We start from the raw sequence: 20,823 nt of genomic DNA on the forward strand, positions 1-20,823 counted from the left end.
CCTCTCCTCGTATACTGTCCTGTAATGGAGCGCGAAGTTTGCTCCTGCCAGGAACATGAATAAAACTACTATGTATTCGATCACAGGGCTTCCGTAAGCCTCGATGCTCATGGACTGAGGAGAGAATCCGCCTGTGGCCATCGTGGCAAATGTGTTGCATACGGCGTCGTAAAGCGGCATTCCGGCCACTTTGAGGAGAACGACCTCGATGATGGATAGAGCGATGTATATACCCCAGAGCAGCTCTGCGGTCTGTCTTATCCTTGGCCTCAGCGACTCCTTATCAGGTCCCGGAACCTCTGCCCTGTAAAGCTGCCGGCCTGCAACCCCGAGCCTGGGGAGTATCGCGACGAACAGCAGGATGATGCCCATTCCGCCCAGCCACTGGGAGAAAGACCTCCAGAAGAGGAGGCCATAGTAAGTGGGTTGTTCGGGTAGCATCGCAGATACAGTTGTGTTCGTTGTCGCCCAGAGGAGGTACTCGACGGCTCCAGCAACTGCGAATGCAATGCTCTGGTTTGCCAGCTCTCCATCTATGATCCAGTACCCATCGCTGTTGCTCTCAGTGAGCACAGATGCGCCGGTCGTGGTGAATCCGGACATCGATTCGAAGAGCGAGTCTGTGAGCCCCATCCCCAGCAGCATGTATGGTATCGCGCCTATCATCGCAGCGGCCAGCCAGCCGAATGCCACCAGCGCGAACCCATCCTTTATGCCGAGATCTCCCATCTCGCCGCGCCTTCTGAGAAAAGAGCTGGATCCCATCGCGATTATCGATGTGAATGCGAAGGCCACCACGCCCTCAGGCTCTCTGTAGTAGGCTGCGACCATGCCAGGAAAGAGCATAAGTATGCCTATTATCCTGAGCAGGTCCCCGAATGAGTACAGGAGGACTTTTACATTCATGCAGATGCCACTTGATCCAGAGCTACCGGAGCCATCCCAGCGGCTCCAGCACCTCACATCAGGTCCTGGGACATATCATGTTCTTGATCTTATAGCTTACCATTGCAGCATCAGGTGATGATCAAAGGCAGAGCTCAAACACATGTCCACCAGACGGAGCCTGTCATCCAGTTGGCTCGCGTGCTTGAATCACTGAATAGAATTTCAGGAATCAGCACTGACTAGCACAGCAGATCACAAATCCTTAGATGTCACTTGCTGCTGGGTTCGATGATCTGAGCATACAACCTGCGAGCCGTATCCTGAAGCACAGATCCGGCCAAAAAGGTTAAATGATTGAAGGACTACCATTGCTCCGCGCTCCGGTAGTGTAGCTCGGCCAATCATGAAGGACTCTCACTCCTTCGACTAGGGTTCAAATCCCTACCGGAGCACCATTCTTCTGGCAGGGCTGCAGTTGTGGTAGTTGGTTCATGCGGTCGGATCGTTGGATATGCGAATTCTGGTAGTTCCAATCAATGGCATTAGACTCTGTCTCTTTCTACGAGATCACCAGTCCGCTGAATCACCGGGATGAGCCTCCGCCATATTTAGGCAGTCTACCCCTTACTTGTTTCTGGTATTGCCAAGTCACAAGTTCGCAGGGTATCCTGGATTCGGCCAGCCCGGCGGCCATGGTTGGCTGTGGATCCGGGCTGCCAGGACATTCTCGATAAAGATCCTGGACAGCCTGCGGACAGGTGCCTAAAAATTTGCAGGTGCGTGCTCACTGTGTGAGCCCGACCCGCCATCTGAGAAGCCGGTCCTCGATTATGCCCCTGAACGCCTTGTCGATGAAGAGGCCGAGCAGGCCCAGAACGATCATGTAGAGCAGCACATGATCCATCTTGTGCAGATAGTAGTAGGACCATATCCTGTATCCGAGACCGCTCGTGCTGACGCCGAACATCTCGGCTGCAACAAGACACATCCAGGCGATTCCCATCGCGATTCTTATTCCAGCGGCTATGGATGGGAGCGCATAGGGAAGCGCCACATACCGTATCAGATCCCTGTCCCTCGTCGCTCCCAGGACCATCGCAGATTCCACATAGACCCTGGGCAGGTTCCTGAACCCGACATATGTGTTTATCAGTATTGGGAAAACAGCGCCCACGAATACTATGAATCCCGCCGATTCATGTGTGAGCCCGAACCAGACGATCGCGAATGGTATCCAGGCCAGGGGTGGTATCGGCCTGACCACCTCCACTATGGGATCAACGATCCTGTCCAGTGACCTGGACCATCCCATGCCCATGCCAAGAGGCATTGCTATGACCATGCCTGAGAATATCCCCAGGAAGAAGTGCAGAAGACTTACAGGCAGATCCTGAAACAATATGTCCCCCCAGCTGGAGCTGAAGGCGCTCACCACATCGAGAAAGCTTGGAAGCACAAGCGAGTCGTTCACGAGCATGGCAGAGATCTGCCACACTGCCAGCATTCCTATGAGGGAGAGGGGCTGAGCCCACTCCCTTCTGAGCTTACCGGATCCGCTGCTTATCTCACTCACCCCTTGCCTTTTCGTAGAAGCTCACATCGAAGAGCTCCTCTTCAGATGGCATTCTGCTTATGTACTTCAGCTCGTAGTTGACTCTGGCGTACTCCATCGTCGATGGAATCTGCACATGAGGATCGCTTATCCAGGTGCCATCCCAGTGCCTCATCGAATACTCCACAACGCTCAGATCCTGCTTCGTGCGGTTGGCGTAGATCCTGGCCGCCTCCTCAGGATGCTCGTACACATACTCTGTGGCCTTGATGTGCGTCTTTACGATCTGCTCAACAAGCTCCGGATGCTCCCTGATGAGCTTGCCGCTGACGACCAGGCTGCAGCAGGCATGGTTCGGCCACATCTCTCCGGAGTACACAACGACCTTCCCTTTGTTTGCCATCTCAATCACCGATGGCGATGGCTCTGGCAGGAATGTGCCATCGACCTGGCCGGCGAAAATCGCTGTGACAGCATCACCCGGCCCCATCGGAAGCACCTTCACCTCAGACGGATCGACGCCGTTCTCCTTCAGCCACTTTTTGAGGACTGTATCCTGAATCGAGCCTGGCGGGAACGTCGCTATGCTCATGCCCTTCAGCGACTGGGGGCCCCTGTATTCCTTATCGGGAGCAAGTGCAAGCGCAGAGCCGTTGGTGTTGACTCCGGCGACTATCTTCGCATCGAGACCTCCAGCGATCGCAGATATCGGCGGGGCAGTGCCCACATAGGCCACGTCCAGGCTGCCGGCCAGCATCGCCTGCATCTCTGGCGGTCCTGATGGAAACTCGTACTCCTCAACTGCTGTAACTCCAAAAGGCCTGAGATCCTCGAGCCACCAGCCCTTCTCCATCGCGACCATCTCCGCTATCTGATGGGTGCTCGGCTGGTAGCCGATTCTGAGTGTTATGTTCTCGGAGGGTGTTTTTGTTATGCAGCCAAGCGAGGCCACAACCACCACCCCGACGATCAGTAAGACAAGCATGTACCTCAATATCCTCACCGCTCTACTCAGGAGATCGCTCGCTATAAAGTGTTTTCCATAAAGTGGAAAAAGGTTTCCTGATTTGGAGAAAACACTATAATGTTTATACAAAAATGAAAAATTGCTGCGTGAACCGGCAGAGCAACTCCACGCACATCATCAGGGATCGTGTAAAAACGCATCCTATGGAAGATCTGCGTCTGAATGTGCCACTGACGGCATCACAGCGAGAGAATCATTCTCACCAGATGATTCACAGTGGAATCGCTCACATCATGCACATCGCATATCTTGTTTGGTACATCTATCCCGCCGATGGCTATCTTCGGGTACCGGCTGCTCTTGAACCCCTCGAGTATGACGAAATCGATACCTCTGGTTTTCATCTCCTCTAGAGCAGACTCGAGGCTCCCGTCTGGGGTCACCACGATCTGACCCAGCCCGATGCCAACGACAACATCTGCTCCGGCCATGAGATGCCTGTGCGTGTCGCCGTGGTCGACATGGTGCCCCGGCATGTGCTTCACAGTCCCGACGCGGCCATGCTTCTTGAGGGCTTTTACGAGAGCCTCGATCAGCGTGGTCTTCCCTGATTTGTGGTGACCGACAACAGCCACTACCTTCAACCCATCATCACCTAAAGAAGAAGCTCCCCGATGAACCGCATGTAGCTCACGAGATCCTCGATCCTGACGTTCTCATCGATTCCATGCGCGTTGCTCTCGAGCTGCCTCCCGACACCGTAGACCGCTGCAGGGATCTTTGTGACCTCTGTCGCATACGCCTGATCAAGGCTCCCCTGTGCTCCCGACAGATGCGGCTCTGATCCCGTTGCTCTTCTCACCGCCTCCCTCACCTCAAGAACCCACGGGTGCTCCGGATCTATCCTCATGGGAGGATAACCCGGCCACATTCTAATGCTGATATCCGGGCCGAAGCGTTTGACGATATCCTCAAGCTCATTCATCGCATCCTCCATCCTCTCCTCCGGAATCACCCGCCTGTCCCCACGGAAGACGCATCTGTCAGGCACGATGTTCTCCTTTATGCCGCCATGTATCACGTTTATGTTCAGTATCGCCATCATGCGATCTATACCCTTACCCCTCAGCACAGAGCTTGCGGGAAGCGAGGATCTCTTCTTCTCGACCTCACGCTTGTGTTTGAGTATCGCGTCGATCACGGGAAGCGACTTCTCGATCGCATTGTCTCCGAGAAAGCTGGATCCGCTGTGCGCCGCTCTTCCTGTCACAGTGACCTCCCATGTGATTATGCCGTTCGAGCCTATCACGACATCATCAGAGAACCCATCCATGCAGAGCATCTTGTCTCCCCGGACCAGTCCGGAATCAGCGAGATAGCACAGCCCGGAGTAGCCACCGACCTCCTCGTCAGTGGTCAGAAGCAGGCGAAGGTTGTACTTCGGCTTTCTGTTTCTCAGAATACCTCTGAGGGAGGCGATCAGCGCTGCAACAGCCCCCTTCGAGTCCGAGACGCCCCTGCCGTACGCTCTGCCGTTACTGACCGTCAGGGAGAACGGATCTGTGGACCAGCCGTCTCCAGGAGGCACGACATCGAGGTGAGTGTATATCACAAGCCACTCTGGCCTGCCGAGATCCATATCTGCGATCAGATTGACCCTGTCCCCTGAGAGCCTGGGATCAGAGCATCTGGACTCGAAGACATCTGAAGGCATTACAAGCTTCTTCGTCGCAAACCCCATCTCACTGAGCAGCGGAACAAGGTAATCCACTATCTCATGGTAGAAGCTGCCAGGTGGTGCAACAGTCCTGAAGGCCACGAGATCTCTGAGGAGATCCAGCATGTATCCAGAGTCGAACATCTCGTCAGCTGCGCTCATGTGTGTCCCTATGCCAACGCGGTTTAAAGTTTTAACTCGGCGGGATGGTGAGGTCAATCTTAACAGCGACGATTCGTAATGAAATTTATTTATGTATTGCTTAACAGCTGCACGGTGTCTCATCTGATGACATCCGCATTACCGAAAGCAATACATCCTTGCAGATGCAAATGGGCGCATGAGCAGGTATCAGCATGAGTCTCTGCCGAGAGGATAGCGAAACAGAACGCCTACAGAGCTGCGCCCTTGTTGTCTCTGTGATCGGCTCATTCCTCACAGCCTTCATGTCTTCATCCATAAACATTGCGCTGCCAGCTATCAGCAGTGAGTTCTCGATGGATGCTGTGATGCTCAGCTGGATCTCAACCGCGTTTCTTCTGGCTGCTGCTGTCTTCCTGGTCCCGTTTGGGCGTCTGGCCGACATATACGGGCGGAGGAGGATCTTCGGCTACGGGATCGCGCTCTTCACCCTGGCGTCGATACTCGCGCCCGCTTCTCGATCCGCCAGCATGATCATAGCCGCAAGATTCGTTCAGGGAATCGGAGCTGCGATGATCTTCGGCACCGCTGTCGCGATACTGACCTGCGTATTCCCTATCCGCAAGCGCGGCAGGGTTATCGGGATCAATGCGGCCTCTGTCTATCTCGGGCTCTCACTTGGCCCCGTCCTCGGCGGGATTCTCACCCAGTATCTGGGCTGGAGAAGCCTGTTCACAGCAACGGTTCCTCTCGGAGCTCTGGCGCTTGCACTGCTGATTCTGAAGCTGAGGGGGGAGTGGGCTGATGCGCGGGGCGAGCGGTTCGACCTTGCTGGATCTCTCGTCTACGCCATATCCATCATGGCCCTCGTGTATGGCATGTCGCTGCTCCCCTCCAGCGCCGGTCGTTTTGTGGCAGCCGCTGGATTGGCCGGGCTGATCCTGTTCCTGTATCTGGAGATGAGAGCCGAGAGCCCTGTTCTCGAGGTCGATCTCTTCACATCCAACCGTATCTTCGCCTTCTCGAACCTCGCGGCGCTGATAAACTACAGCGCGACCTTCGCGACAGGGTTCCTCCTGAGCCTTTACCTGCAGTACATAAAGGGTCTGGATCCCAGAAGCGCGGGCCTGGTGCTCCTTGCACAGCCGCTGATGATGACGATCTTCTCCCCCTTTGCCGGCAGGCTCTCCGACAGGATGGAGCCGAGGCTTGTCGCCTCTGCTGGCATGATCATAACGCTGCTAGGCATTCTGCCGTTTGTGTTTCTCGACGAGCGGACACCGGTGTGGCTCATCGGCGCTGTGCTTCTCCTCCTCGGATTCGGGCTGGCCCTCTTCACGTCGCCAAACACAAACGCGATAATGAGCTCTGTTGATAGAAAGTACTACGGGATAGCATCAGCGACGCTCGGAACAATGCGTCTTCTGGGCCAGATGCTAAGCATGAGCCTGGCGATGGTGATCTTCGCCATATATATCGGAAGGGTCGAGATAACCCCTGATACCTATTCCAGCCTCATGGAGAGCTGCAGGATCGCCTTTGCGATATTCTCTGTGCTCTGCTTCATAGGCATATTCGCGTCTCTGGCCAGGGGAGAGCTTCGCAGCGGCTCTGCAGCGCGTGGAAGTGGAGAGGATCTGTGAATTCATGACGCTCTTTGAAACGCTGCATGCGACATTAGAGGCGTGCCAAAAGGATGAAAGCGTTTGAGATGCGGGTTGGTTTCGTCCAAACAACCCGACAAGGAAGGTCAACCCTCCATGTCGTGCTTTCATGGTAAATGATCTGTTCTGCTGTGAGCTTCGCCGCACACCAGCATGTTTGATGCAGCTGAGTCGCCTCGAAACTGCATCAGCAATGAACTGCGATCTGTGATCTCAGCGCCTCGGTGATCCAGACCCGTCATGAAATCCATGTATGGCTGCTGGCTGTTTGAGCAAGGCTTGCGTAAAAAGTGAATGCGGAGGCGAGGACATCGCCTCTACACCACCCGCACGACGTTGCTGGCGCCCATGTGCTTCCTGTAGACGTTGTTCTCGAAGAGCCTGAAGTCGTAGTTGCCCTTGCCGTATGGAGCCCTGAATGTCAGGGTCCCGCATGACGGGCCGCCGGTCGGCTGCATGTTTATCCAGAACTTGTCCGGCCTCGTGACCCCATACATCCCTATGACGCTGTCAGGCATCGCACCCCAGAAGTGCACGTATATCGCCTGGCCTGGAGAGACCGTCTCCGGCTCAGCCACTATCCTCACTCCTGCGTTCGGCTTCACCGTGACAGAGTCGCTGATAGCTAGAAGCCTGTAGCCATCATCCGCGAACATCCGCACGTTGTATGTTCCAGGTGTGCTTGGCGTGTACAGCACAAACGAGCCGTTTGTGCTCCCATCGAGGTACTTTCTGGAAAGCGGCGAGCGATCGCCTGCACCCACAGAGAACATCCCTATCCAGTCACCCTCGTAGCCCGGAGCCCCTGAGTAAGTCACGTTGATCGGCTCGCATGCCTTCACCTCTGCAGGTGCGATATGAACCTCAGGGATCTCAACGCTTATCGGGAGAGATACCAGCTCCTCCGTGGAATACATCCGTATCTCGTAGGATCCCACCATCCTAGGAGCCTCGAGTGTTATTTCCCTCAGAGTGCTGTTCGCGGTGGTGTAGGATATTGCCTTCGCCCTGTCGGGAGCGCCATGGGGCTCGCCGGCAGGCAGTATTCCTATCCAGGCGGTGATGTTCTCAGGAACAGAGAGCCTGAGATCTATCCTCTCACCGGGCATGAAGACCATCCTGTCCAGGCCGAGGTACGCGCCGTTCTTCTTTGACATGAACCTCGCCTTCATCGGATCCTTCGGCGAGAGCGGATGCCTGTCTGTGGACATCCCGCCTTCGATCTCGTGAGCAGAATCGCACATACCATCGCGGTTTCTGTCCCTGCACCCCTCCTCGGGCTCATCGAAATCGCTGTAGTGGTTCCCGAGTATGCCGTTGTCCCACTGGTTGTTCCCATCGTCGATGGCGTTCACCTCGTTGTCGATGAGCGTGTTGTTGTAGATTGTGTTGGTCGTGTACGCGCTCAGATCCTTGTCCCTGACGTCGTAGCTCTCGATATCGCTGTTCGGCTTGTACTTTATCGAGACGCCACCGTACTTGCCCGGATTCTCAATGGGACGGATGGATTCCGTGTCATTGCGGTTTGCTATTTTTATCCCTATGCTGTTGTTGCTGGCGAGGTTCCTGGTTATGTTGTTCCCTCTGGAGGTCTCCAAAAAGACGCCTATCTGGTTGAATCTGATTATATTATCGGAGATGAGATTCCTGTTGCTTGATCTCTCCACAGAGATGGCTTCAAGGGTGGTATTCGATATGCTGTTTTCTCTTATAGTGTTCGACTCAGATGATACCAGTCTTATGCCGCGGATGTTGTTCTCCAGCCTGCTTCTGATGATGTTATTGCCCGTGGAGTTGTCGAGGAGTATTCCCGCCTCGCTGCTTGCCTCAGCCAGTATGTTCTCAAGCGTGCAGCCCTCCGCGAAAGAGAGCACTATCCCGTATCTGTTGCCTGAGACCTGGCAGTCAATCACGCGGTTGTTCTTTCCCGTTACGAGTATCCCCGCGTCCATCGAGGCCATCCCCGAGCCGGTCGCCCTGATCCCAGTGATCACAACATCGCTTCCAGAGATCGTGACAGCCGTTCCGGATCCGCCTGCGTTCACCTCAGGATACCCGGATGTGGTGTTGCCTCTTATGATCAGGCTCTTATCCACCGCTATTCTCTCCGAGTATATGCCACCCTGAATCTCTACTGTGTCTCCGGATGATGCTGAGTTTATAGCTGCCTGGATGCTGCTGCCGGGCGTTACCACAATGGTTTCCGCTTCTGCTGTTGTGATCAGAAGGAGCACAAGAAGACAAGGTGCGTATCGCATGTGCATAGGTTACGGGGAGGATTTACAGGTATAAAGAGTATCGGTGCACCGATGAGTGACAGGGCGTCCATTTCGCATCTGAAAAGCCAGGCCGCAGGATCGAATCAACTTGCCTGGCAGGCAACAGGTCCGCAGCATAAGGACAATATGAGCATGCGAGTGGTGACTTCCTCTCCGGCCTGAAGGCCGGAGCTTGCACCCTGTTATTCTCTGCCACATGCGATCGATCTCGAACGCAAGATCACATCAAACACGTTCCTAATCCCCAGGTGTCCACTCCCAATGGCTAATGTTAAGTTGGATGAGTGCTACCTTCAATTAAAGGTCGGGTTGGACATGATCCGAGAGATATGTAAGAACGTCTTCCAGGTGGGCGCGATCGACTGGGACAGGCGGCTCTTCGATGCGCTCATACCACTGCCGGAGGGCACCAGCTACAACTCGTATCTAGTAAAAGGCAGCGAAAAGACCGTGCTGATAGATGCGGTTGATCCCAGCAAGAAGGACGTGCTGCTTGAGAACCTCCAGGTGCTACATGTTGATCACATCGATTACATAATCTCCCAGCATGCGGAGCAGGACCACTCCGGCGCGATAAAGTTCCTGATCGAGAGGTACGGTTCCACAGTTCTCGGATCGCAGAAGTGCATCGAGCTTCTTCTCGACTTTGGCATCGCCTCAAAGGATCACCTGCGCTCTGTGAGCGATGGCGAGACACTCTCCCTGGGAGATATGACACTTGAGTTCATAAGCGCGCCATGGGTCCACTGGCCTGATACAATGTTCACGTATCTCCGGGAGAGGAGAGTGCTCTTCACATGCGACTTTCTAGGCGCACATCTCGCGACCAGCGATCTCTTCGCATGGAATCATGAGAGCGCAAAGAGGTACTACGCTGAGATAATGATGCCATTCAGGGCTAACGCGAGGAGGCATCTCGAGCGTGTCAGAGCGCTGGCACCAGAGATCATCGCGCCGAGCCACGGCCCGTTACACAACAGGCCAGATATCGTGATGAATGCATATTCAGATTGGACATCTGATGATGTGAAGAATCTGGTCGTGGTCCCGTTTGTATCGATGCACGGCTCCACGGAGAAGATGGTGACCCATCTGGTAGATGCGCTGATCGATCGAGGTGTCTCAGTAAGACGGTTCGATCTCACGAAGACCGATACCGGCGCGCTTGCAGCATCGCTTGTGGACGCTGCCACCATAGTCTTCGGGACTCCTGCGTTCATAACAAGGCCGCATCCTCTGATCTCATACGCTGCCATCCTGGCGAATGCGCTGAGGCCGAAGGCGAGGTTCGCATCGATAATCGGATCCTATGGATGGGGGGCAAGGATCGTTGAGGAGATGAGATCGCTCATGCCAAACCTGAAGATGGAGATCATTGAGCCTGTCATAGTTAAGGGATATCCAAAGGATGACGATCTCAGGGCGATCGAGCGGCTTGCAGATGAGATCCTGCGGAGGCACAGGGAAATCGGGCTGCTCTGAGCTCCTGAGCCATATGCTGAGCACCCAGATTTGACGCCGGCGATCACAACGAGATGGTTGCACCATGACCACACACGAGATCGAGCAGCTGAAGGAGCTGCACGGTGAGCTGGAGGATGTCATAGAGGCCAGGCTGAAGGAGTTCGATCAGCTCTGGCTGAATGCCGATGAGGATAGGCTCTTCGAGGAGCTGGTCTTCTGTCTCCTGACGCCACAGTCGAGAGCAAGATCATGCTGGGCAGCAGTCGAGAGACTATCATCGATGGGAAAGCTCCGCTGTCCAGCTCATGGTGAGATACAGAGGGAGCTGAGAGGAGTCAGGTTCAGCCGCAGGAAGGCAGAGTACATATGCATGGCTAGGAAGCTGTTCACAGTGGATGGAAGGCTCTCGGTGAGATCTCACGTGGATCCCAAGAATCCATTACAGACGCGCGAATGGCTCGTCGGAAACGTGAAGGGGATGGGATACAAGGAGGCGAGCCACTTCCTGAGGAACATCGGCCTTGGCAGGGATCTGGCAATACTCGACAGGCACATCCTGAAGAGCCTGGTCCGGTTTGGAGTTATACCGGACATCCCGAAATCGATGAGCAGGAGCAGGTATCTCAAGATAGAGGCAGCGATGGCGGATTTCGCGCGCAGCATCAGCATACCGATGTCGCATCTCGATATGGTCCTGTGGTACATGGGTGCTGGGGAGGTGTTCAAGTAAAATCCAGCTGCGCACATGAATTATTGTGCGATGCTAATGCCTCATGAAACCTGGGTCATATCAGCCAATAGTTCCCGAATTTTATCCTGAACATGAAACCAGCGCAGGCCTGCATGTAAAATTTGGGGATCGGCTATTTGCCGATCAATCGCCGCATTTGTTTCGCTTTGCCTGACGGCAGATCAGGAGGGATGCACATAGACATCATGTTCACCTGTCGACTCATTCGCATCCTGCGGACTGATCGATCGGCTGCACCTGCCCTTGAATATCACAAGCGATACTCCCGGGGACCTGAGCTCCTCTCTGAGAATCCGCTCGATCTCCTGCTCCGGTGCTGGCATCTCCACAACCCTCAGCCAGGGAACAAGAGCTTTGAGGATAGGCTCGAGATCGAAGACCTCCTGGAAGCCGGTCATTGCAGCGACGCGGTTCCAGATCACGCCCACAAGCACATTCTTTCTGTGCCAGATCGCATTGATCAGTCCCTGAAGGCCGGTGTGAGCGAGCGCGTAATCCCCAACGATCGCGATCCCCTTCTCCCTGAAGCCAGATGCGACTCCGATCGATGAGCCGAGGCCGTAGACCATGTCCACGGCCCCCATCCTCAGGGAGAGTATCGTGCATCCCGCATCACCCGCGATCGGGAGATACATCCTTGAGAGAACAGCGTAGAGGGGCATAAACGGACACCCCTGACAGATGGATCTCCTTGCGGGACGGCCGGCAGCGGTCTCCATCTCCATGCTTCCTCTCAGATCGGAGATGTGGATCAGGCTGATCGCAGTTCTGAGATCCTTTTCTTTGATGGATCCATACGGCAGATGGCCTGTAAGCCGCCCGCGCACGTCTTTCAGATGAGACTCCATGAACGGCGCCGGGCCCTCTGCCACAAGGACGAGCCGGTGCATGCGCAGGAACCGCTCGATAGCCCTCATGGGAAGCGGATGGGAGTAGAGCGTGGCCAGCAGCGACGATCCGGTCTCCTCGCAGACAGCCTCCGCCAGCGGAACCACAGAGCCAGAGGCTATCACGCCCGTATCCCCGCGTAGCTTTATGCGGGTTGATGACTCAGAGGCCTCGCTCAGAGCCGGTAGAACCCTCACAAGGTGCCTCTGGTGGCGCCCCTTTGCTGTCAGATCCCAGATGGATCGGTCGAAGCGCCTGGGCGTCTGCTGGAGAGATGCAGGTATATTCTGCCCGGTAGCTGGCTCAGTGCTTGAGTCCTCCAGCACATCTGATGTGATTCTTAATATTGCAGGTATGGATAGCTCCTCTGATACCCGGAATGCCTCGGTAACAGCTCTGTAGAGATCTTGAGCTGATGGATCGAGAACCGGCAGCTCTGTCAGCGGGCCGTAGTACCTGCTGTCCATCTCGACCTGCGAGCCCCTCGGGCCGAGATCGTCGCCGACCAGGACCACGATACCAGCACCGGTGGTGTGGGTCGCGGAGATGACAAGCGGATCAGCGAGTATGTTCATGCCCAGCTGCTTCACGATGACCAGAGATCTGACGCCGGTGGCGGACGCCCCCAGTGCGCACTCGAATGCGACCTTCTCGTTCACAGCGATCTCTGCGCCTAGGGACTGAGCGAGATCTGTTACCGGATAGCCTGGCACATATGCCACGTAACCCACGCCCACATCCCTCAGGGCCTGATGTATCTGCTTCAACGCTCCTCGCATAGCCACTCCGGCACAACAGATCTATCAGATTCTGCAAAGTACGGAACCGCAGCGACCGCGCCGATGAGGCCCTGCCCGTCCATCACGATCTCCAGCCCCGCGCTCCTCGCAGCGTTCAGAGCGTCCTCATAGCTCACCCTTTGCAGCCTGCACCGCTTTGCGTATTCAAGCAGCATGGAGGGGTCAAAGCTTCTGCACACCACCATTCCCGTCTCATCAGAGACCGTGTATCTCTCAAGAAGCTTCCTGAAATCCTCGACCATCTCCCTCTCCCTTCCGGGGATGCAGGCGAACTCCACCGCGGTCGAGACGCAGTTCTGGGTCTTCGTGGGCACAGGGAAGAGCTGGACCAGCGAGTGGGAGATGTACCTGGCCTCGTATCTATCAACCTTCTCTGCGATGTTGTGCACAAGAGACCATGTCGCCCCTGTGGTCTTCGAGTCTGTGTTGTCAACCCCTATCACCAGGCGCTCCCTTCTCGGGACAACTATGGTCCCAGTCGCCACCCTCCCCCCGCCGGCCTCTGTGGTTCTCGACCTTATCACGTCTCCAGCCCTCGCCCTTGTGAATGTCGCACCGACTCCACCTCCGCCGAGGCCGGTGTAGGTTATCTCGACCTCATCGCCCTTCACGAATACAGAAGAGATGCCAGCAGATCTCCTGGAGGATATGAGATCAAGATCCACCTCTCCCGTTCTGACAAGATACCTGAACCACTCGCCGAGGTTTCTTGAGGAGACAACAAGAGGGCCCTTGCTGTAGTGATACCTGGCCCACGCAGAGCCGCCATAGCAGCTGGACCTCTCAAGTATCTCCACCATCTCCCCGGACGGGCTGGATATGGCATGGATCTGCCTGTATGCCACTACATAGGGATCATCCAGATCGAGGACCACCCGAAGCACCTCTCCAGATCATGTAACCACGAAAGAGCTCATCTGCAATCATAAAAGATCCAGCAAATCGAACCCAATATCCAAATACATCAATGGGAGTGATGGCTCACCCCCATAAAAAAGCTCCGCTGGACGAGAGCATCTCCAGCAGCGTACAATCAGCGGCACAGCTCAGAAAGTGACTTTCTGTCCGGCCTGAAGACCGGAGTTTGCGCCCTGTTTATTCTCTATCACACTGCTCTCAGCCGGTGAATCTCCACGGGCAGGGGGATGGCGGATCATTGTTCACGAGGATCCGCTCTGGCTGAGCAGGGCTCTGAGCTTCTGTATCCGCTCCATGGCTCTGTTCGCCTCCTTGAGCTTCTCCTCCTCGTAGTACTTCAGTATCTCGTCTATCGATGCTCTGAGCCTGTAAACCTTCACCGGCCTGCCTGTGCCGTCGTTCCTGCGCACGCTCTCCTCGATCCAGTTGTGCTTTCTCAGGGTCCGCAGGGCTATGCTCACCTCTGGCTGCCTCAGATCAGATCCCCTCTCGATGTCTCGAGACGTGGCCTCCTCCACGTTTGCCAGGTAAGCAAGCATGTTCGAGACCTTTCTTGGAACCCCCAAGCTCCGAAGGATCTCGACCACCTGCATATCCCTAGAGTCGAACTTCATCACATATGACTCCTTCATGCTACTCCCTCAAGATTGTACCCTTCAGGATGTAAGGTGGAGTTTATACTATAAATAGTTTATTTCTGTTAAATAATTCTAATCAATCTTTGATACTTTGGTACATGATATTAATAGTAAACAGCATATGCGCAGCCACTTGAGAATGAATTTTTGAGCTTTCATGAATACATAACATACGATCAAATCTCGGCATGTCTGTGGAGCGTTCTGATTATGCCAGGAGATGCTATCGCATTCGATTGCTTACGAACGCCACCTTCCTGTTTTGTTCATCGCCCGGTCGCCAGGCAACCGTAAGAGGATGCGATTTGTCTGCGATCACCCCATGCGACCGCAGCCGGACGATCCTGCTGGACGTCGCAGTTATATATGATGCTGGTGAGAGTGACTGCAATGGTGGCCTCTAAGTCAGTGGTTTCAGTCAGCATGCTCATCCTCATGCTCATCCTGCTCGCCATTCCATCAGACGGTGTGGGGCGGGTTCGAGTATCCGGATCCACCACCGTCATGCCCCTCGCAGAGCTCTGCGCCGAGGAGTTCAACTTCATGTGCAGGGAGTACATGGTGACCGTCACAGCTGGCGGATCCGGAGTGGGGATAATCGACGCTGCCGAGGGAAGAGCGGATATAGCAATGTCCTCCAGGGAGATTAAGCCCTCGGAAAGGGCGCGTTACGAGCGGCCTGACCGCAAGTTCCGGGAGATTGTGGTCGGATACGATGCGATAATAATAGTCGTGAGCCCGCAGATATATAACAGCGGTGTGCAGAGCCTCACATCGACAGATGTCAGAAGGATATATTCCGGGGAGATAAGAAACTGGAAGTCCGTCGGAGGGCCTGATAGAGAGATCATGGTGGTTGGAAGGAAGGCGGGCTCCGGTACTAGGGACACATTCAATGAGATCATCATGGGATCCGCGGCTGCTGAGACGCCAGGCGTGAGCATCGAGGCCATGGACAGCTCGGAGGTCAAGACCGCGATAGTCGGGAGCGACAGGGCCATAGGCTACCTGGGATACAGCTACGTCAGGGCCGGCGGGGTTATGCCAGTAGCTCTGAATGGTATTCATCCAACTATGGACAACATAAGGAGCGGAAACTACACGCTCGCGAGGAAGCTGTACTTCTACACATTCGGCGAGCCGACCGCCGGAGCGAGGACATTCATAGACTTCGTTCTCGGCCCGGAGGGCCGCAGGATAGCGGAGATGAACGGATTCATACCGCCATGAGCTGAATCACCTGAGGATAAAGGGGTGACTTACGGAGATATCGGTTATACACGATAACTCTCCCTGAGCAGAGCATGTTGCGGATGGAGGAAGCACGAAACGGATCATCTGTAAAATTATGGGATGCCAGAATGCTCCGGGGATGGTAGCTTGGCGAGATTTGGAGTGCATATATCGATAGCTGGTGGCCTGCACCTCTCTGTGGGAAGGGCGGTCGAGCTGGGCTGCGAGACATATCAGATATTCACATCGAATCCGAGAGGATGGCGCAAGAAGAGGCTTTCAGAGGACATCATAGAATCTTTTAAAAGCCAGCTCAGCAGCTCGGGAATATGGCCTGTGGTTGGTCACATGCCGTATCTTCCGAATCTATCCTCCCCAAAAGAGAGCGTTTACTCCAGATCCGTACAGGCGCTGAGGGATGAGCTTGTGAGATGCAGCGCCCTGGGGATTCCGTATCTGGTAACGCACATGGGAAGCCACCTTGGATCTGGAAGGGATTCTGGCATATCTCGCATAGTCAGCGCGATCGAGGCTGCCCTCTCTAATTCAGATGGCACGAAGATCCTGCTTGAGACCACATCCGGATCGAGGAACAGCATCGGTGGCAGGTTCGAGGATATCGCAGATGTCCTGGAGAGGGCTGGCTCCGATCTCCTCGGCATCTGTCTGGATACATGCCATGTATTCGCTGCTGGCTACGATCTCAGAGATGAGAAAAGCCTGGATGAAACTCTAAGGGCATTTGACCACACTGCTGGACTGAAAAATCTCGTGCTGATCCATCTCAACGATTCCGTGGGCGATCTCGGATCCGGCCTGGACAGGCACGAGCATATCGGCATGGGGAAGATCGGACTGAACGGGTTCGCAGCTGTGATAAACGATCGCCGTCTGAGAGAGCTCCCCATGATAATGGAGACGCCTGTCGATGATAGGAGGGACGACCGCGGGAACCTGGAGGTTGTCCGTGGACTCAGCCGAAGAGGGCCCTCATGACCAGCATCATCGCGTCCCTTGAGACCGGCTTAACGAGATATGTGCTCGCTCCAAGGTCGTAGCTCCGCTGGATGTCAGAATCCGCGTTGGAGCATGTCAGCATCACCACAGGTATCCTGGAGAAACGCGCATCGCCCTTGATGCTCTTCAGCACCGTCATGCCGCCCATGTCCGGCAGGTTGATGTCGAGAAGAATCAGATCCGGAAGGTGCTCTCCCGCTCTGAACATATCCTCAAGAATGCGCAGAGCCTCCGCGCCGTCTCCTGTGATCTGCATGTCTCCATCGAGACCGCTCTTCCTCAGAACCTTTCTTGTGAGGAAAACATCCTCCGGGTTGTCCTCCACAAGGAGTATCCTGAGCTTTCTTGTATCTTCAACCATAACGCAAGCACTTCTTGAGCCCATACTGCACCTGAGCTTTCTGAATCTTTTTAGCAGGCCCTTGGTCCTTCACCTCAGGGTTTATCTAGTTTTCTATGGATATCTCCTCTCGATAAAAGCGCAACCCTGCTGAGGCTCACCTGATCCTCCAGGGAGTATCCGATGGATTCGGAGAGCTCTGATGCGAAGCTCACGACCTCCTCATGTGATGGCATCGCGTCTCTCTGTAACCTGTATCTTGATCTGCCGAGATGCATGTAGGCCTTGACCTCTATGAAGTCCGGCTCTGCGTCATCCAGAAGTTTGGCGTATGCCTCAGGAGCAAACATGTTCAAGCCTCTTACGAGCGTGATCCTGATCACGGTCCTGCACCTCAGATCGTGCATTATGGAGAGGCTCTCCAGGATGCGACCCCAGTATCTTCCACCAGAGACCTTCCTGTAGGTATCCTCGTCTGGGGCGTTCAGGCTGATGTAAAGCTGTGTCGGCTCCAGATCGTCCAGAGCATCCGGATTGGTGCCGTTTGTGACCAGGAAGGATGTCATACCCTTCGCCTTTATTGCCTTGATCAGTCCTCTGAGATGCGGGTAGAATGTGGGCTCCCCCATGAGCGATATCGCCACATGTTTTGGTGTGGACGCCTCGTGGAGCCTCGCGCGGTCGACGAGATCAGAGCCCCAGTAGCCTGAGAGTATCCTCCGCTGCTCCCTGAGCACCTGCTCGAGAAGATCCTCCGGCTCGGTCCACCTCTCAGGCAGTGGGATCGCCTCATCCACAGGCCGCCAGCAGTGGAGGCAGAGGTGGTTGCAGTGGAGCACCGGCGTCATCTGCACGCACCGATGGCTCTCAATCCCGTAGAAGTGATGCTTGTAGCACTGCTCCCCTCCTCTAAGACTTCTCTTCAGCCACAGGCAGGGTTTCACAGCGCCCTCTCCCACAAGATGGTAACCCTGTCGCTCAAGCACCGCGGGATCCATACCGTCTCCGTTCAGCTCGCGCATATCTCTTCAGATCACTCGCTGTCCTGATTCTAAATACTATCTGAGTTATCACTACAGCGATCGACCCCACTCCTTCGATACAAGCTCTACCGTATGAGCCCTCACCTCCGAGGGGTCGAGAGGCACGCGCGCCACGCCGCTCTCAATTGCGGCCTCTGCCACCGCCTCTGCCACCGCAGGAACAACTCTTTGATCCAATGGGGATGGGATTATGCGGTCCTCACCGATCTGATCCACCAGGGACGCTATGGCCATGGCGGCAGCCTTCTTCATGCTCTCGTTTATATCGCTGGCCCTGACATCTAGCGCGCCGCGGAATATGCCCGGGAAGCCGAGAGCGTTGTTCACCTGGTTTGGATAGTCGGACCTTCCGGTGGCGACTATCCTGGCGCCCGCCCTCTTCGCCTCGTCAGGCATTATCTCAGGCACGGGATTGGCCATTGCAAACACTATCGGATCCCTTGCCATACCCTCGACCATATCCCTGGTGACTATTCCACCGGCAGAGAGCCCTATGAAGACATCCGCGCCCCTCATCGCATCTCTCAGTGAGCCGGTCATTCCTCCTGGATTCGTGAGCTCGGCCAGCATTCTCTTTATGGGGCTGAGATCTTCCCGCTCTCTATGGATTATGCCCTTCCGGTCGCAGACCCTGATGTCCCTGACGCCGAAGTCCAGGAGAAACTTCGTCACAGCGACCCCTGCGGCACCGGCTCCTGATACAGCGACCGATATCTCCTCAAAGCTCTTGCCGACGAGCTTCAGCGCGTTTATGAGGGCTGCAACCGCAACAACGGCGGTTCCATGCTGGTCGTCATGGAATACGGGAATGTCCAGCATCTTCTTGAGCTCATTTTCTATCTCAAAGCACCTCGGCGCGCTGATATCCTCCAGGTTTATGCCGCCGAAGACCGGAGAGATCCTCACCACGGTCTCCACGATCTCTGATGGATCTGTGGTGCTCAGAGCGATCGGAAATGCATCGATACCCGCAAGCCTCTTGAATAGAAGCGCCTTGCCCTCCATGACGGGTATCGCCGCCAGCGGACCTATGTCACCGAGTCCCAGAACCGCGGTGCCGTCTGTGACGACCGCCACCATGTTTCCCTTCGATGTGTAAAGATACACATCATCCGGGTTCCTGCTTATCGCGAGGGACGGCTCTGCCACACCGGGTGTGTAGGCGAGGCTGAGATCGTCAGCATCTTTCAAAACGACTCTGCTGCAGATGGCAATCTTGCCCATCCTGTGGTACCTGAGAGCATCATCTTGAAGCGACATCGCTGGGCATCTGGATGCATTTGAGATAAATATTGCTGTGAATTCTGATGGTGCCAGGGCCGGGGGTTAGATTTACCGGAAATTGGTACGAAAATGGTCATTGAATGCGGACCATTTTTCATCCACAGGGGTGACACTGCGTCATGTGCGCTGGAACTGGTATCCAGTGGCAGAATACCGAGTTCTGGGAGCCAACATAGTGTCGATCCCATGGTTCGAGTGCACATTGTGGGCAAACAACAAGGTATGGCTCCGGGTCACACTCATATGCAAAAGCCCGACCAGCAATTTGATCTACGATCACTTTAAGAGAAACCTGGGATGCTCGACCTGCTGCTCAGAGCTCTGGACACCGCGATACCTGTGCTGGTGACCATATTCCTCGGGCTGTTTCTAGCGGGCATGCTCATGGAGCTTGGCATTCTCGATCGACTCTCAGTCCTATCAAAACCGCTCGTGTCCATGGCGAACCTGCCACCGATATCCGCATCATCTTTCCTGGTCTCTCTCGGCTCAGCGGTCGCAGCAAACTCGATGATCGCAGAGTTCAAGATGCGTGGCGCCCTCGACGACCGCGAGACAGTGCTATGCGCAATGATGAACAGCATACCTGTGTACATCCGAGAGATACTCACATACCAGATACCGGTGGTTGTCCCGCTTCTGGGACCGGTGGTCGGTGTTTTCTATGCTGGCGTGTTCATAACAACGGCAATCGTCAAGATCATCATAGTGATAGTGCTCGGCAGGCTGATGCTGAGAGGGAGAAACGGTGCGGAGATCCACTGGCAGCCACCAGAAAGAAACGGGAACCCGATTGAGGCCACGCTGAAGATCCTTCGCACACAGATGAGGCCTTTCGCCAGGATCTCCATAACATACATGACCATGACTCTGCTGGTCCTCTCGCTGAACGATCATGGATTCTTCGAGAGGCTGAGTGTTCTCCCGATAGCCCAGACATTCGGCCTCTCCCCTGAGGCTATAGTGCCCCTTACGACATACGTCGCGAGCCCGCTCATCGGGATATCCCTGCTCAGCCCGATGATCCAGAGCGGTTCCCTGACAGAGATACAGGCAGCGACCGTGCTCATGCTTGGCAGCATCTTCATGCTCCCGATCTTCGCCATGAAGAGCATGGTGCCGAACTACACCGCGATATTCGGCGCTCGGGTCGGCCTCATGATCGTCACGATATCAACAGGCCTGAGCGTCATGGTGCGCGCCATCTTCCTGCTGGCGCTTCTGAGCATCGGATGATCT

The 20,823-nt window shown here is 55.1% G+C and carries 18 protein-coding genes and 1 tRNA gene; 7 read left to right on the forward strand and 12 right to left on the reverse strand.

Annotated elements, in window-relative coordinates; translation table 11 throughout:
* Positions 1–906, reverse strand: a 906-nt coding sequence (locus QFX31_RS01135; protein ID WP_348530313.1) for a potassium transporter TrkG, incomplete at its 3' end; no start/stop codon positions are given.
* 359 nt (positions 907–1,265) lie between these two features.
* Here QFX31_RS01135 and QFX31_RS01140 point away from each other — a divergent pair.
* Positions 1,266–1,343, forward strand: a tRNA-Glu gene (locus tag QFX31_RS01140).
* Positions 1,344–1,672: 329 nt separating this feature from the next.
* Here QFX31_RS01140 and QFX31_RS01145 read toward each other — a convergent pair.
* The 4 genes from QFX31_RS01145 to QFX31_RS01160 all read right to left on the reverse strand — a co-directional run bounded on the left by QFX31_RS01145 (position 1,673) and on the right by QFX31_RS01160 (position 5,286).
* Positions 1,673–2,392 (reverse strand): ABC transporter permease, encoded by a 720-nt coding sequence (locus QFX31_RS01145; protein ID WP_348530429.1) that lies wholly within the window; start codon positions 2,390–2,392, stop codon positions 1,673–1,675.
* A 61-nt stretch (positions 2,393–2,453) separates the two neighbouring features.
* A complete protein-coding gene (locus tag QFX31_RS01150; RefSeq protein WP_348530430.1) occupies positions 2,454–3,425 on the reverse strand; it encodes an ABC transporter substrate-binding protein in 972 nt (323 codons plus the stop codon).
* Positions 3,426–3,646: 221 nt separating this feature from the next.
* The gene (gene mobB / locus QFX31_RS01155) at positions 3,647–4,042 is read right to left on the reverse strand and encodes a molybdopterin-guanine dinucleotide biosynthesis protein B (RefSeq protein WP_348530431.1); all 396 of its coding nucleotides are present in this window, start codon (positions 4,040–4,042) and stop codon (positions 3,647–3,649) included.
* 20 nt (positions 4,043–4,062) lie between these two features.
* The gene (locus QFX31_RS01160) at positions 4,063–5,286 is read right to left on the reverse strand and encodes an ArgE/DapE family deacylase (RefSeq protein ID WP_348530314.1); all 1,224 of its coding nucleotides are present in this window, start codon (positions 5,284–5,286) and stop codon (positions 4,063–4,065) included.
* A 194-nt stretch (positions 5,287–5,480) separates the two neighbouring features.
* On the opposite strand from QFX31_RS01160, the gene QFX31_RS01165 reads away from it, so the two are divergent.
* The gene (locus QFX31_RS01165) at positions 5,481–6,908 is read left to right on the forward strand and encodes an MFS transporter (protein WP_348530315.1); all 1,428 of its coding nucleotides are present in this window, start codon (positions 5,481–5,483) and stop codon (positions 6,906–6,908) included.
* Between the two features lie 338 nt (positions 6,909–7,246).
* On the opposite strand, the gene QFX31_RS01170 is transcribed toward QFX31_RS01165, so the two are convergent.
* Complete coding sequence (locus QFX31_RS01170) at positions 7,247–9,187, reverse strand: NosD domain-containing protein (protein ID WP_348530316.1); 1,941 nt, start codon at positions 9,185–9,187, stop codon at positions 7,247–7,249.
* 336 nt (positions 9,188–9,523) lie between these two features.
* On the opposite strand from QFX31_RS01170, the gene QFX31_RS01175 reads away from it, so the two are divergent.
* Positions 9,524–10,690, forward strand: coding sequence for an FprA family A-type flavoprotein (locus tag QFX31_RS01175; RefSeq protein WP_348530432.1), 1,167 nt, complete (start codon positions 9,524–9,526; stop codon positions 10,688–10,690).
* 64 nt (positions 10,691–10,754) lie between these two features.
* On the forward strand, positions 10,755–11,402 hold the full coding sequence (locus QFX31_RS01180; protein ID WP_348530317.1) for an N-glycosylase/DNA lyase: 648 nt from the start codon (positions 10,755–10,757) through the stop codon (positions 11,400–11,402).
* 182 nt (positions 11,403–11,584) lie between these two features.
* Here the strand turns inward: QFX31_RS01180 and QFX31_RS01185 are convergent, their stop codons facing one another.
* The 3 genes from QFX31_RS01185 to QFX31_RS01195 all read right to left on the reverse strand — a co-directional run bounded on the left by QFX31_RS01185 (position 11,585) and on the right by QFX31_RS01195 (position 14,661).
* Positions 11,585–13,078: a thiamine pyrophosphate-dependent enzyme gene (locus QFX31_RS01185; protein WP_348530318.1), complete on the reverse strand. Its 1,494-nt coding sequence runs from the start codon at positions 13,076–13,078 to the stop codon at positions 11,585–11,587.
* Positions 13,075–13,995 (reverse strand): methanogenesis marker protein 11, encoded by a 921-nt coding sequence (mmp11, locus tag QFX31_RS01190; protein ID WP_348530320.1) that lies wholly within the window; start codon positions 13,993–13,995, stop codon positions 13,075–13,077. The genes QFX31_RS01185 and mmp11 overlap by 4 nt, the downstream gene beginning before the upstream one ends.
* Positions 13,996–14,271: 276 nt before the next feature.
* Positions 14,272–14,661 carry an ArsR family transcriptional regulator gene (locus tag QFX31_RS01195; RefSeq protein WP_297759059.1) on the reverse strand — a complete coding sequence of 130 codons (390 nt, stop codon included), beginning with the start codon at positions 14,659–14,661 and terminating at the stop codon, positions 14,272–14,274.
* A gap of 375 nt (positions 14,662–15,036) precedes the next feature.
* Between QFX31_RS01195 and QFX31_RS01200 the strand changes: the two genes are divergently transcribed.
* Together QFX31_RS01200 and QFX31_RS01205 are read left to right on the forward strand one after the other, a co-directional pair.
* Positions 15,037–15,897 (forward strand): phosphate ABC transporter substrate-binding protein, encoded by an 861-nt coding sequence (locus tag QFX31_RS01200; RefSeq protein WP_348530433.1) that lies wholly within the window; start codon positions 15,037–15,039, stop codon positions 15,895–15,897.
* 150 nt (positions 15,898–16,047) lie between these two features.
* Positions 16,048–16,896, forward strand: coding sequence for a deoxyribonuclease IV (locus tag QFX31_RS01205; protein ID WP_348530321.1), 849 nt, complete (start codon positions 16,048–16,050; stop codon positions 16,894–16,896).
* On the opposite strand, the gene QFX31_RS01210 is transcribed toward QFX31_RS01205, so the two are convergent.
* From QFX31_RS01210 to QFX31_RS01220, 3 genes are all read right to left on the reverse strand, one after another.
* Positions 16,874–17,278 (reverse strand): response regulator, encoded by a 405-nt coding sequence (locus QFX31_RS01210; RefSeq protein WP_348530322.1) that lies wholly within the window; start codon positions 17,276–17,278, stop codon positions 16,874–16,876. The two genes, QFX31_RS01205 and QFX31_RS01210, sit on opposite strands and share 23 nt — an antisense overlap.
* Positions 17,279–17,352: 74 nt before the next feature.
* Positions 17,353–18,279, reverse strand: a complete 927-nt coding sequence (gene twy1 / locus QFX31_RS01215) for a 4-demethylwyosine synthase TYW1 (RefSeq protein ID WP_348530323.1) — start codon at positions 18,277–18,279, stop codon at positions 17,353–17,355.
* Between the two features lie 51 nt (positions 18,280–18,330).
* A complete protein-coding gene (locus tag QFX31_RS01220) occupies positions 18,331–19,560 on the reverse strand; it encodes a malic enzyme-like NAD(P)-binding protein (RefSeq protein ID WP_348530324.1) in 1,230 nt (409 codons plus the stop codon).
* 321 nt (positions 19,561–19,881) lie between these two features.
* On the opposite strand from QFX31_RS01220, the gene QFX31_RS01225 reads away from it, so the two are divergent.
* The gene (locus QFX31_RS01225) at positions 19,882–20,820 is read left to right on the forward strand and encodes a nucleoside recognition domain-containing protein (RefSeq protein ID WP_348530325.1); all 939 of its coding nucleotides are present in this window, start codon (positions 19,882–19,884) and stop codon (positions 20,818–20,820) included.
* Positions 20,821–20,823 lie beyond the last annotated feature (3 nt).

The organism is Methanothrix sp. (assembly GCF_030055635.1).
Classification (GTDB): domain Archaea; phylum Halobacteriota; class Methanosarcinia; order Methanotrichales; family Methanotrichaceae; genus Methanothrix_B.

What these genes read in the sequence shown, in the direction of transcription:
- QFX31_RS01145 (WP_348530429.1), bottom strand. Translation starts at nt 2,392, where the DNA reads ATGCTGGCAGTGTGGCAGATCTCTGCCATGCTCGTGAACGACTCGCTT.
- QFX31_RS01150 (WP_348530430.1), bottom strand. Translation starts at nt 3,425, where the DNA reads ATGCTTGTCTTACTGATCGTCGGGGTGGTGGTTGTGGCCTCGCTTGGC.
- QFX31_RS01160 (WP_348530314.1), bottom strand. Translation starts at nt 5,286, where the DNA reads ATGAGCGCAGCTGACGAGATGTTCGACTCTGGATACATGCTGGATCTC.
- QFX31_RS01165 (WP_348530315.1), top strand. Translation starts at nt 5,481, where the DNA reads ATGAGTCTCTGCCGAGAGGATAGCGAAACAGAACGCCTACAGAGCTGC.
- QFX31_RS01170 (WP_348530316.1), bottom strand. Translation starts at nt 9,187, where the DNA reads ATGCGATACGCACCTTGTCTTCTTGTGCTCCTTCTGATCACAACAGCA.
- QFX31_RS01175 (WP_348530432.1), top strand. Translation starts at nt 9,524, where the DNA reads ATGATCCGAGAGATATGTAAGAACGTCTTCCAGGTGGGCGCGATCGAC.
- QFX31_RS01180 (WP_348530317.1), top strand. Translation starts at nt 10,755, where the DNA reads ATGACCACACACGAGATCGAGCAGCTGAAGGAGCTGCACGGTGAGCTG.
- QFX31_RS01195 (WP_297759059.1), bottom strand. Translation starts at nt 14,661, where the DNA reads ATGAAGGAGTCATATGTGATGAAGTTCGACTCTAGGGATATGCAGGTG.
- QFX31_RS01200 (WP_348530433.1), top strand. Translation starts at nt 15,037, where the DNA reads ATGCTGGTGAGAGTGACTGCAATGGTGGCCTCTAAGTCAGTGGTTTCA.
- QFX31_RS01210 (WP_348530322.1), bottom strand. Translation starts at nt 17,278, where the DNA reads ATGGTTGAAGATACAAGAAAGCTCAGGATACTCCTTGTGGAGGACAAC.
- twy1 (WP_348530323.1), bottom strand. Translation starts at nt 18,279, where the DNA reads ATGCGCGAGCTGAACGGAGACGGTATGGATCCCGCGGTGCTTGAGCGA.
- QFX31_RS01220 (WP_348530324.1), bottom strand. Translation starts at nt 19,560, where the DNA reads ATGTCGCTTCAAGATGATGCTCTCAGGTACCACAGGATGGGCAAGATT.
- QFX31_RS01225 (WP_348530325.1), top strand. Translation starts at nt 19,882, where the DNA reads ATGCTCGACCTGCTGCTCAGAGCTCTGGACACCGCGATACCTGTGCTG.